The sequence below is a fragment of the Sphingobacterium litopenaei genome, from assembly GCF_014692495.1.
Classification (GTDB): Bacteria; Bacteroidota; Bacteroidia; order Sphingobacteriales; family Sphingobacteriaceae; genus Sphingobacterium; species Sphingobacterium litopenaei.
In genome coordinates this window covers 25,151-37,499 of record NZ_JACOIJ010000034.1, presented here as the reverse complement: position 1 = coordinate 37,499, position 12,349 = coordinate 25,151, and the positions used below count along the sequence as shown (strand labels likewise).

14 protein-coding genes are annotated in these 12,349 nt (G+C 36.2%); 9 read left to right on the top strand and 5 right to left on the bottom strand.

Annotated features, from left to right (window positions below):
* Positions 1–428 precede the first annotated feature (428 nt).
* Genes H8B04_RS14215 through mnhG form a run of 7 tightly spaced genes read left to right on the top strand, consistent with a single transcriptional unit; the run spans position 429 to position 6,198 of the window.
* On the top strand, positions 429–2,744 hold the full coding sequence (locus H8B04_RS14215; protein ID WP_190302777.1) for a putative monovalent cation/H+ antiporter subunit A: 2,316 nt from the start codon (positions 429–431) through the stop codon (positions 2,742–2,744).
* Positions 2,744–3,169 (top strand): Na+/H+ antiporter subunit B, encoded by a 426-nt coding sequence (locus tag H8B04_RS14210; RefSeq protein ID WP_190302776.1) that lies wholly within the window; start codon positions 2,744–2,746, stop codon positions 3,167–3,169. Before H8B04_RS14215 ends, H8B04_RS14210 begins: the two co-directional genes overlap by 1 nt.
* Positions 3,169–3,525, top strand: coding sequence for a Na+/H+ antiporter subunit C (locus tag H8B04_RS14205; protein WP_165292493.1), 357 nt, complete (start codon positions 3,169–3,171; stop codon positions 3,523–3,525). Before H8B04_RS14210 ends, H8B04_RS14205 begins: the two co-directional genes overlap by 1 nt.
* Positions 3,522–5,030 carry a proton-conducting transporter transmembrane domain-containing protein gene (locus H8B04_RS14200; RefSeq protein WP_190302775.1) on the top strand — a complete coding sequence of 503 codons (1,509 nt, stop codon included), beginning with the start codon at positions 3,522–3,524 and terminating at the stop codon, positions 5,028–5,030. Before H8B04_RS14205 ends, H8B04_RS14200 begins: the two co-directional genes overlap by 4 nt.
* 4 nt (positions 5,031–5,034) lie before the next feature.
* On the top strand, positions 5,035–5,511 hold the full coding sequence (locus H8B04_RS14195; RefSeq protein ID WP_165292495.1) for a Na+/H+ antiporter subunit E: 477 nt from the start codon (positions 5,035–5,037) through the stop codon (positions 5,509–5,511).
* Positions 5,508–5,780 carry a monovalent cation/H+ antiporter complex subunit F gene (locus tag H8B04_RS14190; RefSeq protein WP_165292496.1) on the top strand — a complete coding sequence of 91 codons (273 nt, stop codon included), beginning with the start codon at positions 5,508–5,510 and terminating at the stop codon, positions 5,778–5,780. The genes H8B04_RS14195 and H8B04_RS14190 overlap by 4 nt, the downstream gene beginning before the upstream one ends.
* Positions 5,773–6,198, top strand: a complete 426-nt coding sequence (gene mnhG / locus H8B04_RS14185; RefSeq protein ID WP_165292497.1) for a monovalent cation/H(+) antiporter subunit G — start codon at positions 5,773–5,775, stop codon at positions 6,196–6,198. Before H8B04_RS14190 ends, mnhG begins: the two co-directional genes overlap by 8 nt.
* A 39-nt stretch (positions 6,199–6,237) precedes the next feature.
* Here mnhG and H8B04_RS14180 read toward each other — a convergent pair whose 3' ends face one another.
* Genes H8B04_RS14180 through tgt form a run of 3 tightly spaced genes read right to left on the bottom strand, consistent with a single transcriptional unit; the run spans position 6,238 to position 9,389 of the window.
* On the bottom strand, positions 6,238–7,128 hold the full coding sequence (locus H8B04_RS14180; RefSeq protein ID WP_190302774.1) for a DMT family transporter: 891 nt from the start codon (positions 7,126–7,128) through the stop codon (positions 6,238–6,240).
* A 7-nt stretch (positions 7,129–7,135) separates the two neighbouring features.
* The gene (locus H8B04_RS14175; protein ID WP_190302773.1) at positions 7,136–8,218 is read right to left on the bottom strand and encodes an LptF/LptG family permease; all 1,083 of its coding nucleotides are present in this window, start codon (positions 8,216–8,218) and stop codon (positions 7,136–7,138) included.
* A gap of 40 nt (positions 8,219–8,258) precedes the next feature.
* Positions 8,259–9,389 (bottom strand): tRNA guanosine(34) transglycosylase Tgt, encoded by a 1,131-nt coding sequence (gene tgt, locus H8B04_RS14170; RefSeq protein ID WP_165292500.1) that lies wholly within the window; start codon positions 9,387–9,389, stop codon positions 8,259–8,261.
* A gap of 130 nt (positions 9,390–9,519) precedes the next feature.
* Between tgt and H8B04_RS14165 the strand changes: the two genes are divergently transcribed.
* Both H8B04_RS14165 and rsmG read left to right on the top strand, forming a co-directional pair.
* Positions 9,520–10,662, top strand: a complete 1,143-nt coding sequence (locus tag H8B04_RS14165) for a glycosyltransferase (RefSeq protein ID WP_190302772.1) — start codon at positions 9,520–9,522, stop codon at positions 10,660–10,662.
* A 48-nt stretch (positions 10,663–10,710) separates the two neighbouring features.
* Positions 10,711–11,346 (top strand): 16S rRNA (guanine(527)-N(7))-methyltransferase RsmG, encoded by a 636-nt coding sequence (gene rsmG / locus H8B04_RS14160; protein ID WP_190302771.1) that lies wholly within the window; start codon positions 10,711–10,713, stop codon positions 11,344–11,346.
* Positions 11,347–11,376: 30 nt separating this feature from the next.
* On the opposite strand, the gene H8B04_RS14155 is transcribed toward rsmG, so the two are convergent.
* Together H8B04_RS14155 and H8B04_RS14150 are read right to left on the bottom strand one after the other, a co-directional pair.
* A complete protein-coding gene (locus H8B04_RS14155; RefSeq protein ID WP_190302770.1) occupies positions 11,377–11,952 on the bottom strand; it encodes a hypothetical protein in 576 nt (191 codons plus the stop codon).
* 63 nt (positions 11,953–12,015) lie between these two features.
* Positions 12,016–12,249: a hypothetical protein gene (locus H8B04_RS14150; protein ID WP_190302769.1), complete on the bottom strand. Its 234-nt coding sequence runs from the start codon at positions 12,247–12,249 to the stop codon at positions 12,016–12,018.
* Positions 12,250–12,349 lie beyond the last annotated feature (100 nt).

Here is a 12,349-nt window from a genome sequence, read left to right as displayed (position 1 = left end):
TTATTTTGTTTGTTCAATAGGTGAAGCATCTCCTGATACTATTCGTGAGTATATTCTCAATCAGGGTTAGTCGCTTACATCCCACAGGCTAAAGACCTGTGGGGTTTACGCTCCGTTTTATAAAACCAATGGAAAGCCAACCATTTCTTTTCATGGCGCTTTGGATCCAGTTGTACCCAAAGACCATTCTAAAGATTTGGACGCAAAATTAAAACAATTAAATATACCGTCAGCGTACCTTGAATACCCTACTTCATTTCATGTTTTATTTGATAATGACTTGAATGATTCGTATCCAAAGCTCTTGGCTTTTATAAATAAATATTGGTAATTAAACTACAGAAATTTGAAAACTCATAATTTATACCTTCAAAAACCGTCCATTTTTACTATTTTTATGAAATCCGTAAATCCATAATAAAGATTAAATGCTATTAACTGTATTATCAGGATTAATATTTTCTATAGTTCTCATATTTTTCGGCAGGCAATTTAAAGCCAAATGGAGTATTTTACTCCCCATACTGCCTACCCTATTATTTTTATATTTTTCTACTCAAATTCCAATTATTTCAACTGGAAAATCCTTAGTCCAACATATAGACTGGGTGCCGACATTAGGTGTCAATTTTGATTTCCATTTGGATGGTCTATCCCTTTTGTTTTCCTTACTAATAACAGGAATTGGAGCTTGTATATTTTTTTACGGGAGAGCATATCTCAAAGGACATCCATATTTTGACCGCTTTTTCGGGTATTTGCTGCTTTTCATGTCAGCTATGCTCGGAGTGGTGCTATCGGATAATTTACTGTTGTTATTCGTTTTTTGGGAATTGACAAGTATTAGTTCCTTCTTTTTAATTGGCTTTAATAATGATAATGCGGATTCTAGAAAAAGTGCACTAACAGCGCTTAGCATAACAGGGTTTGGTGGATTCTTTCTTCTTTTAGCTTTAGTATTGGTAGGAAATATTGCTGGTACATACACCATTTCAGAATTAATAGATCAGCGCAATCTAATTCTCAATCACCAACAATACCCTTTAATTATTGGGTTACTTTTTGTGGGCGCTTTTACTAAATCAGCACAGTTCCCTTTTCATTTTTGGCTACCAGGAGCCATGAAAGCACCTACTCCTGTATCGGCATACTTACACTCCGCTACGATGGTCAAAGCAGGAATATATCTGTTAGCAAGATTCACTCCAGTATTAGGAGGTCATGAATATTGGAACACGACCTTATTATTTGTAGGAGGAATTACCATGTTGTACGCCTCTATACATTCGTTGTTTCGTATAGATATGAAAGCTATTCTGGCATATTCGACCATTTCGGCTTTAGGTGTTTTAACATTCTTGCTGGGTGTCGGCACACTGGAAGCGATGATAGCTGCCGCAGTATTTATTTTAGTTCATGCGCTGTACAAAGCTACATTATTCATGGTCACGGGTATTGTGGATCATGAGACGCATACTCGTGATATCACCGTTTTATCTGGATTAAGGAAAGTATTAGGCCCTGTTGCTGTTGCAGGTATTTTAGCAGCATTATCCAGCGCAGGTTTTCCTTTCTTAACATTTGGGTTTATTGGAAAGGATCTAATCTATGAAGCTACTTTAAATTACAATTTACCAGAATGGGTTTGGATACTGACAGGAGCAGCAGTTATGACTAATGTTGGCTTAGTAGCTGCAGGTTTCATGGCAGGTATTAAACCCTTTATTGGAGAATTACCTCAAGCGTTTGAAAAAGTTCATTTGCCGTACAAATCGATGTGGATTCCTCCGCTTTTACTGGCTTTATTAGGTATTGTTTTCGGTCTTCTTCCGGCCGTTGCAGGAGATTTTATCACCAATGCAGCTTCCAATGCAATTTGGGGAAATGAAACTTCCGCTCACCTTAAAATATGGCATGGGTTTAATACGGTCTTTATTTTAAGTTTGGTAACACTGGTACTCGGAACAATTGTTTTCCTAATCAATAAGCCAAGTCAAGCTAAATTACAAGCCGTAGAAAAATTAAATTCTATCTCTCCACAACGTATAATCACAGGTTATGCTAACGATATTATTCGTTTTGGACAGTGGTACACTAATATTTTCCACAACGGATATTTACGATCGTATCATCTTAAAATTATTCTTTTCGCAGAAGCCCTTCTTGCTTATAGGTTATGGCTGAGCGGACCAAGTAAATTGGATGTTTGGAGTTTGACTTATCCCGACATGTATGAAGTAGCGATTGTACTCATATTAATTGGAGCTGTTTATATTGTAGTAACAGCAGCTTCTAGACTAACAGCTGTAGTGGCTATGAGTGTTATCGGCTATTGTATCTGTTTGATTTTTGTAATCTACAGTGCTCCAGATTTGGCAATGACTCAATTTACTATTGATACATTGACAACCGTATTATTCGTGTTAGTACTTTATAAATTACCACCATTTGTCAACTTGACAAGTAATACTGTTTTGGTTCGTGACGCTTTAGTAGCAGCTGGATTTGGTATAATACTATCCTTGGTAGCGTTCAAAGTATGGTCCGAACCTATTTCCACAGAAATTTCGGATTTCTATGGGGAAAATGCTTATTTATTAGCAAAAGGTAAGAACGTAGTGAATGTCATATTGGTTGACTTTAGAGGTATCGATACGATGTTTGAGACAGTCGTATTAAGTATTGCTGCATTAGGTGTGTATAGTTTGATTCGTTTACGTTTAAAATCGTCGGAGAAAGAATAATGAAAAGTCCCATATTACAATCTGCAACTAAATATTTGTTGCCAATACTGTTACTGTTTTCTTTCTTCCTATTACTTCGTGGACATTATTACCCGGGAGGAGGATTTGTTGGAGGATTGGTGGCATCCATTGCATTTGTATTGCATAGTTTCGCTAATGGACCAGAGGAAACTATGAAGATTTTGAAAAGAAAGCCTCTATCCCTTATTCCTACAGGATTGGCTATTTCAGCTTTGAGCGTTACACTACCTTTATTATTGGGGTATCCCCCTATGACTGGCTTATGGTTTGAAGAACCTATTCCTTTCATCGGAATGATTGGGTCTTCTTTATTTTTTGACTTGGGTGTATATTTGGTAGTTATTGGGGTGGTGTTAACGATTCTTTTCACTATTTCATTAAATAATTTAGAAGAAAAACGTTAATGGAGTTATTACTTATCATATTAATTGGATTACTATATGGTGCTGGTGTGTACCTGATACTAAGGAGGAGTATGGTGAAACTTCTCTTAGGTATTATGTTTTTGGGCACTGGCGCAAACATTTTGATTTTCTTGTTAGGAGGAATTACAAAAGGGAAACCTCCTGTTATCGATGAAGCCCTAAAAATGTTTCAAGATAGCTATGCCGATCCTATTCCTCAAGCCTTAATATTGACCGCTATCGTAATCAGTTTCGCCTTGACGGCATTCGCTATTGTGTTATTGAAGCGTGTATATGCGCTGGTTGATTCGGATGATTTGGACGATTTAAATACACCGGAGGAGGAAGATATATGATTGACAATCACATTTTAGGTCCGGTATTTATACATTTATTTACTGCTATACTACAATTAATAGCTTGGCGTAAAACAGTCACACAACGGTACATTAGCGGTATTGGTTCATTTCTTGGTGTTTTAGTGGCTATTCGATTACTGTCAAAAGTACAAGACCAAGGAATTTTGACGATGAATGCTTCCAATTGGGAATCTCCATTTGGGATTGTTTTTGTAGCCGACCTGTTGAGTAGTACGCTGGTATTGATTACCTCTTTGGCGGGTTTAGCCGTTTCATTATTTTCCTCAACTGGAATTAATAGACAGCGAATGCTATATGGGTACTTTCCGATTTTCCACTTTTTGGTCATGGGATTGAATGGTGCTTTTCTGACGGGTGATATCTTCAACCTTTATGTTTGGTTTGAGGTGATTATCATTTCTTCTTTTGTACTCATGACTTTAGGAGGAAGAAAAACACAGCTTGAAGGAGCCGTTAAATATATGGCATTAAACATCTTAGCCTCTACTTTTTTCCTAACGGGAATAGGAATCCTATATGGAATAACAGGTTCTTTGAATATGGCCGATCTTTCCCAAAAGATAAAATTGGTAAATAATCAGTTTTTGATTGGTATCACTTCAATGTTCTTTTTATTAGGATTTGGTATCAAATCAGCGGTTTTTCCATTATACTATTGGTTGCCATCCTCTTACCACACCCCACCTTCGGCTGTTGCCGCTACGTTTGGCGGACTTTTAACCAAAGTAGGTATTTATGCCATGTTGCGTGTATTTAGTTTGATATTTATTCCTGATGAATTCACACGTAATCTTTTAATGATATTAGCTGTTCTCACTATTGTTACAGGAAGCTTAGGTGCATTAATAAAATTAAACATTAGAAGATTGTTCTCTTATCTAATTGTTTGCCATATAGGCTTTATGATTGGTGGTATTGGAATGTTCACTAAAGTAGCTTTGATGGGAACTGTATTCTATTTATTCCATGATATTTTGGTGAAAACCAATATGTTTTTGATTGCTGGCCTCATTCGCCAAATGCGTGGAACGATGGATATGAAATCCTTGGGTGGAATCTATGCGCAGTATCCTAAAATATCATTATTAATTGCATTGGTATTATTTTCATTAGTAGGAATTCCACCTTTATCAGGTTTTTGGCCTAAAGTATTTCTATTCAAAGAGGCATTTAATATTAGCGAATATGCTTTTGTCGCAGCATTAGTTTTAGGAAGTTTCGTAACCCTATTCGTCATCGCTCGAATGTGGTCAGAAGTATTTTGGAAAGATGTTCCTTCAGATGTAAATATAGAAGACAAATACAACCCTATGCCTTTGGCAAGAAGAATATTATTGGTAATGCCCATTGCATTATTGGCAATAGCAACCGTATTCATAGGGATAAATGCAGAAGTTGTAGTCAAATTGGTGGATCAAATTGCCAGTCAATTGGTCGACACCTCGAGTTATGTAGAAGCGGTTTTGGGAAAACAAAATTAGTAGTATGATTAAACAGTTTTTGATGAACTTACTGCTATCGTTTATCTGGGTAGCACTAACAGGTTCCATGTATTATACGAATTTTGTATTTGGGTTTATGCTTGGATTCGGAATTCTATGGGTCATGAACCGCACGGATGGTGACCGAAGTTACTTTTCTAAAGTGCCGCGTATAATAAGTTTTATATTCTATTTCATCTGGGAAATGATAAAAGCAAATGTGCAAGTCGCATATGATGTAATGACTCCCAAGTACTTTATGAAACCTGGAATAGTAAAATTCCCTTTGAATGCTAGAACTGATACAGAAATAAACTTGCTGTCTACAATGATTTCGCTAACACCGGGAACGTTGATAATTGACATCAGTGAAGACAAAAAAACGATGTACATCCATGTGATGTATCTCAATAATCCAGAGAAATTTGTGCGTGATATGAAGACTGGGTTAGAAAGAAGATTATTGGAGGCTATACGATGACATTAGAAAAGTATTTTGATTATTTCATCCTACCGATATTAACGATATCCGTTATTTTGGTATTTATTCGTTTGATTAAAGGTCCAAAGGTCGTTGACCGCGTAATTGCCTTGGATCTCATCATCACCATTGGTATTGGGATCATTACGATTTTTACCATCCGTTCTAACCAAAAAGTATTATTGGATGTGGCGATAATGTTGGCACTGATCGCCTTTTTGGGCACGGTTGCCTTTTCATTTTACATAGAAAAAAGAGAAGATGATTAATATTATAATAGGAATATTAAGCACGGTAGGTGCTTTTGCGATATTTTTTGCTTCGTTGGGAATATTAAGAATGCCCGATTTTTATCTGCGACTTTCGGTTACGGTAAAAGCCGCGACATTGGGTGTGGGTTTATTGTTATTTTGTGCAGCTATTATCTTCCCTGATATTTCGGTAAGTACCAAAGCTCTCGCCATTACCTTTTTCTTAATAATAACCTCTCCTATTGCTGCACACATGATTGGACGTGCTGCTTACTTTACGGGAACACCACTTTGGAAAGATACCATTGTCGATGAACTTAACGGTATGTATGATAAAGAAACACACGAATTAAAAAACGAGAAGCAAGTCGATCTGTCTGTCATATGTGGAGATGAACCTGATCAAATCGCCGACACGGAAGAAGAAACGAAATAAACAAATAAGTCCGATGATGAATCAGACTTATTTGTTTTATTAAGCAGCTTTTAATTGCTGAAGTTTTGTTTTCAATGTAGGATAAATAAATACCGCACCCAATATAATAATTGCTCCAGCATAAAAGCCGGCACTCATTTTCTCTGTACTTCCCAAAAAGAAGAAAGCCAACATAATCCCATATACAGGTTCTAAATTCGTCACCAACGCCACCGTAAAAGCGGACAACTCTTTCATCACAGCAACACCCAGTACATAAGCTAACGCTGTACAAACAGAGCCTAAAAGAAATAAATACACGAAATCAGAAGTAGACAATAGCATATGTTGATCAAACTGCCCTGTAGCTAGCAGCACAACAGACACACCTAAAAACGCACCAATCATTTCATATTGAGTAATAATGCTCGGTTTGGTTTTCTGAACCATCTTTCCATTCAGGATAGAAAACACACTTGCACACAATGCTGCAGCTAAACCTAATGATATCCCTAACCAATATTTAAACTCAAATTTGAAAATCAAGTATATTCCTAAGATGATAACTAATCCTACCACAATATCGCCTACGGATAATTTGCGTTTATAGAACAACGGTTCCAAGATGGATGTAAATAACGTCAAGGATGATAGGGACACTAATGTCACCGAAACGGTGGAAACTTTTATTGCTTGGAAAAATAATACCCAGTGTAACCCCACCAATAAGCCTACCCCCATAAACTTAAGAATATCTCGCGTTGGGACTAGGATTTTTTCCCGAATAATTAAATGATAACCGATTAAGGTGACCGCTGCAATCAACACACGATACCAAACCAATTGAAGAGCGGGTGTAGAAATTAGAGAACCAAGGACTCCTGTGAAGCCCCAGATAAGCACCGTAAAATGTAATATTAACAAATTACGATTGCGAGTAAAAAAATTCATAGATAAATTATTTTGGCGCCTTTTTGAGCAAAATAAGTGTTAAGATTAAAAACATAATGCTTGGTGTAAGCACGGCTAACAAAGGAGGAAAACCGCCCTTTAAGGCAAACATCGTCGTAAACTGATTCAGTACTAAGAAAGTAAAACTCAAACCAATACCAATACCCAAACTTAAACCGATACCACCGCGGACTTTCTTTGAAGATAACGCTACACCCATCATGGTCAATATAAATGCCGCAAAAGGACTGATCCAACGTTTATACTTTTCTAAAAGCAAATCCGTCATCATGCCTGTACCTCGGGTTTCTTCCTTGGTGATACGCTCATTCAACTCTTTGGTAGTCATCGCTGTAAAGACATTCTCATACGTTTCGAAATCTCTGGGCAACATATCCAGTGTGGTGTCGCGTTTATCACCTTTATCCATTTTCTCTTTGAGCCCTGTGATAATACGATTGGTATAATTTTCAATGCGCCATTTGTTCTGCGTCGAATCCCAAACTACACGATCAGCCATCAGCTTCTCCGTCATTTCAATTCCATCAAATTTTTCCAACACAAAATTATAGCCTGTAGCTGCTTTGGTATCAAAATTTTCAATGAACACATAGGTATTGCTGTCAATTTGCATGTGGGTAGAAGTCGTGTTGGTACTCACCTTATGTGGCTTGACATAGACATTTTCAAAATTTACTTTAATGCGATTCGTCGCTGGAAGAATCCAAAGATTGGAAATAAGTGTAAATGCAAAGATAATTCCTGCACCAAATAGATAAGGTCGCAACATTCTGTTGAAACTCATACCGCCATTCAGAATAGGAACAATTTCCGTTTGATCTGCCATCTTAGAAGTGAAGAAAATCACCGCAATGAAGTTGATCAATGGCGTCAGCATATTCAAGAAAAATGGCACCGATCCTAATGCGTAATATTTAAGCAACACATCAACAAATGAAGCCTTATTTTTCAGGAAGTCGTCCAGTTTCTCCGAAATATCAAAAATCACAATGACAACAATGAAAATGGCTACCGTAAAAACGAAGGTAGTCATGTATTTCTTGAAGATATAGCGATCGATGATATTCATTGCCTCAAATTAAATAGTAATATTTGAAAAGTAAAAATGTTTACAGACGTTGTCCTAATATTTTAACCATTTTTTCTTTCCAATCGTAGAATGTACCTTCTACAATTTTCTCTCGAGCTGATTTTACCAACCACAAATAAAAATGCAAGTTGTGCAAAGAAGCAATTTGTGCCCCTAATATTTCTTGGGATTTAATCAAATGTCTTAAATATGCTTTTGTATACACCTGATCCATCATCAAATCACTTTCAGCCTCGATTGGAGAGAAATCATCTTTCCATTTTTCATTTTTAATATTGATAATACCATTACGAGTGAAAAGCATACCATTGCGCGCATTACGTGTCGGCATCACACAGTCAAACATATCAATACCAAGAGCAATATTTTCCAAAATATTGATTGGCGTACCCACACCCATCAAATATCTTGGTTTATCTTTCGGAAGAATATTGGTTACCACTTCGGTCATAGCATACATTTCTTCAGCTGGTTCACCGACCGAAAGACCACCAATAGCATTACCTTCGCGCTCAAATGAAGCGATTACTTCTGCTGATTTCGCACGCAAGTCCTTATATACCGAACCTTGAACAATCGGAAACAATGTCTGATCGTAACCATATAAAGGTTCTGTACTATCAAAACGATCACAACAACGCTTCAACCAACGGTGTGTCATATCCAATGAACGACGAGCATAGTTATAATCACAAGGATATGGCGTACACTCATCAAATGCCATAATAATATCGGCACCGATTATACGTTGGGTATCCATTACATTCTCAGGTGTAAATAAATGTTTTGATCCATCCACATGGGAACGGAAAGTAACGCCTTCTTCACGGATTTTGCGTACTTCAGTTAAAGAATAAACTTGGTAACCTCCCGAATCCGTCAAAATAGGTTTATCCCAACCATTGAATTTGTGCAATCCTCCTGCTTTATTCAACACATCCAATCCTGGTCTCAGGTACAAATGATAGGTGTTTCCTAAAATAATTTGAGCCTGGATATCATTCACTAATTCATGTTGATGTACAGCCTTCACTGTTCCTGCAGTTCCTACAGGCATAAAAATCGGAGTTTCAATTTTCCCGTGAGCTGTCTCTAATACCCCCGCACGTGCTTTGGAAAGTTTATCTTGAGCTTGAAGCGTAAATTTCATATACTTATTAAAAATCAGGTGCAAAAATACTATAAAAATCTGAGCCTACGGCATCTGCTCTATTTTATTAGCAATTCTTAACTGTTTGATGATAATTTTAGAAAATATCATTCTATCTTTGAACCTTCATATGAATATTGATTTAGACATTGTTATAAAAATTCCTTACCTGCTTTACGGCATTTTAGGCATATTTCTGCTTATACAACTGTATTACATCTTATTTGTCTACAGCAAACTGTCTTCTTACAAAGTCAAAAGTTATCAAGATTCTACTAACCTACAGCCTGTTTCTGTTTTAATTTGTGCGCACAACGAAGAAGAAAACTTAAAGCAATTTTTACCCGGTGTGCTAGTGCAGGATTACCCCAATTTTGAAGTCATTGTGGTAAATGATTTTTCGACAGATGAGACAAAATGGGTATTAGAAGATTTCAAACGTCAATATCCGCACCTGCGAATTGTGGACATCAAAGAGCATATCAAATTAAAGAATTCAAAAAAATTCGCATTGACATTAGGGATAAAAGCTGCTCAGCATGATGTGCTGATTATGACAGATGCCGATTGTCAACCTCAAAGTAATCAATGGCTCAAAGAAATCGCTGGAGCCTATTCTGAAGGTAAAGAAATTGTTTTAGGTTATTCACCCTATTTCAAAAAGTCTGGTTTTTTAAATAAACTAATTCGTTTTGAAACGGCGCATACAGCTATGAGTTATTTATCATATGTCTTAAAACGCAACCCCTATATGGGCGTCGGCCGTAATCTTTCTTATCTAAAGGCATTATTTTTCAAAGGCAAAGGTTTTAATGCACACATGCATATCAAATCGGGTGATGATGATTTATTTGTCAACCATAATGCTACTCGACATAACGTGAATATAGCAATTCATCCCGATGCTCATGTCTACTCAAATCCTAAAGAAACTTGGAAAAGCTATTATAAACAAAAAGCAAGACATGCAGGAGCTTCCGTACTTTACAAAAAATCGCATCAACGAATGCTGGGCACACAATTAGTTACTGCTTTTTTATTTTATGTAATGCTAATTGTATGTATAGCCTGCTATCCATCACTATGGTTTGTTGGCGTAGGAATATTCTTTCTTCGTTATATCTGCCAGTTGATTGTATTTTCATCCATTTATAAAAAACTAGCAGTCAAAGACTTATTAGCTTGGTTATTCATTTTGGATGTCTTTTACTATTTTTACATCTGTTTGAACGGTTTATTTAACCGAAAAAAGAAACAAAAATCTTGGAAATAGCTTTAAAATCTAAGCTATTTTCTATCACTATTTAAAATACAAGGAATCGTGAATCCAACAGTAGATATTATTTACAACTATTTTCCACGTCTTACGGAAAAACAAAAAGAGCAGTTCGCTAAATTAGCGGAGGTATATCCTTTTTGGAACGACCAGATCAATGTCATCTCCCGTAAGGATATCGAAAGTTTATACTTGAAGCATGTATTGCATTCTTTGGGCATTGCAAAATTCGTAACGGAGTTTACTCCTGGCACTCGCATTTTGGATGTTGGAACCGGTGGGGGTTTCCCAGGTATTCCGTTAGCAATTATGTTTCCAGAAGTGCAATTTCATTTGGTGGATTCGATTGGAAAAAAAATTAAAGTTGTTCGCGAAGTGGCAGCAGCAATTGGTTTAACTAATGTAGAAGCTGACCATATGCGCGTAGAACAATTGGATTACAAATATGACTTTGTGGTATCCAGAGCGGTAACTCGCTTAGCAGAATTTACACCTTGGATCCGAAATAAATTCGAGAAAAAAGACAAAAATGGAATTCCTAACGGCATCCTTTACCTTAAAGGAGGCGACCTTAAAGAAGAGATTAAAGAATCGAAGTTGAAAGCAGAATTGCATCCTTTGTCTTCTTATTTCAAGGAAGATTTCTTCGATACAAAATATGTGGTCTATGTACCTATGTAATAAAAACAATAGCTTCTCTGATTGGAGAAGCTATTGTTCTTTTAGCGAATTCCATCTCGGTAATTTCATTCTCTCATGAATTATTGCTGCTGAATCCCTATATATCCGCATACTCTTTACCACATATTCTACTTTTTCATAATAGCTTGCATTTTCCAGAAAACCTGGTTGTGGCAGGAAATACATTTGAAAATAAAAAAGAGAATCTCCTTTCAAATTCGTCAAATCTAAGGTCAAAGGCTTCCAAAGAGCCTCTGTTCTTTCTATATTATATTCGTTTTCAAATACGCGTTGCAAGCGTCTAGAATTCTTTCCAATTTTACTGAAATGACTATATATTTTATTTATATTGATTGCTATACCACCTAAAGGATTTATTTGTACAGGTTTTTTATTATCACCCCACATATAAATAGTGCGATATTGCTTTTTTCGGGCTTCATATCTTTGTTCTGCTGAAAGAGCTTTACTAATTCCCACAGTATCAATATTTAGGGTATCCTTTTTAAGTGTATCCAAAAAGGTACAGGAAATATATGATTTCTTCTCAAATGAGCTCAAAAGAAAAGTAGTGGATATAAAGAAAACACAAACAAAAAGGCGCATAAAAAAAGGTTATACCTTAAAGATACAACCCTTTGATTCTGGATATTAATATTTTAACCAAAATTAACTTCCTAATTCTTTCGTAATCTCTGCTCCTATCCTATTTATTTCTTCATCCATTCCAAACATAGGCAAACCTGTTTCAGGATGAAGTTTTAACCAACTTGTTTCCGTATCTTTTATGATCTGAACATATTCTTTTCCTTCTTTAAAGATGGTATAAGTGTCTTTTTCGTCCGGAAAAACCGAATAGACTACATTATTAATTTCTATATCAAAAGGTTCTTGCATTTCCATAGCTCATCAATTTTTAATACACAAAGGTAACACTCCTAACAAGAAAAAGGGTTAAAGGTTTGGAATAAAAACAAAGTATTCCTTATATTTAAAGCACCAG

Excerpts from the sequence above, each read along its gene's own strand:
- H8B04_RS14215 (WP_190302777.1), top strand. The coding sequence starts at position 429 with ATGCTATTAACTGTATTATCAGGATTAATATTTTCTATAGTTCTCATA.
- mnhG (WP_165292497.1), top strand. The coding sequence starts at position 5,773 with ATGATTAATATTATAATAGGAATATTAAGCACGGTAGGTGCTTTTGCG.
- H8B04_RS14155 (WP_190302770.1), bottom strand. The coding sequence starts at position 11,952 with ATGCGCCTTTTTGTTTGTGTTTTCTTTATATCCACTACTTTTCTTTTG.
- H8B04_RS14195 (WP_165292495.1), top strand. The coding sequence starts at position 5,035 with ATGATTAAACAGTTTTTGATGAACTTACTGCTATCGTTTATCTGGGTA.
- H8B04_RS14180 (WP_190302774.1), bottom strand. The coding sequence starts at position 7,128 with ATGAATTTTTTTACTCGCAATCGTAATTTGTTAATATTACATTTTACG.
- H8B04_RS14205 (WP_165292493.1), top strand. The coding sequence starts at position 3,169 with ATGGAGTTATTACTTATCATATTAATTGGATTACTATATGGTGCTGGT.
- H8B04_RS14210 (WP_190302776.1), top strand. The coding sequence starts at position 2,744 with ATGAAAAGTCCCATATTACAATCTGCAACTAAATATTTGTTGCCAATA.
- H8B04_RS14190 (WP_165292496.1), top strand. The coding sequence starts at position 5,508 with ATGACATTAGAAAAGTATTTTGATTATTTCATCCTACCGATATTAACG.
- H8B04_RS14200 (WP_190302775.1), top strand. The coding sequence starts at position 3,522 with ATGATTGACAATCACATTTTAGGTCCGGTATTTATACATTTATTTACT.
- H8B04_RS14150 (WP_190302769.1), bottom strand. The coding sequence starts at position 12,249 with ATGGAAATGCAAGAACCTTTTGATATAGAAATTAATAATGTAGTCTAT.
- H8B04_RS14175 (WP_190302773.1), bottom strand. The coding sequence starts at position 8,218 with ATGAATATCATCGATCGCTATATCTTCAAGAAATACATGACTACCTTC.
- H8B04_RS14165 (WP_190302772.1), top strand. The coding sequence starts at position 9,520 with ATGAATATTGATTTAGACATTGTTATAAAAATTCCTTACCTGCTTTAC.
- tgt (WP_165292500.1), bottom strand. The coding sequence starts at position 9,389 with ATGAAATTTACGCTTCAAGCTCAAGATAAACTTTCCAAAGCACGTGCG.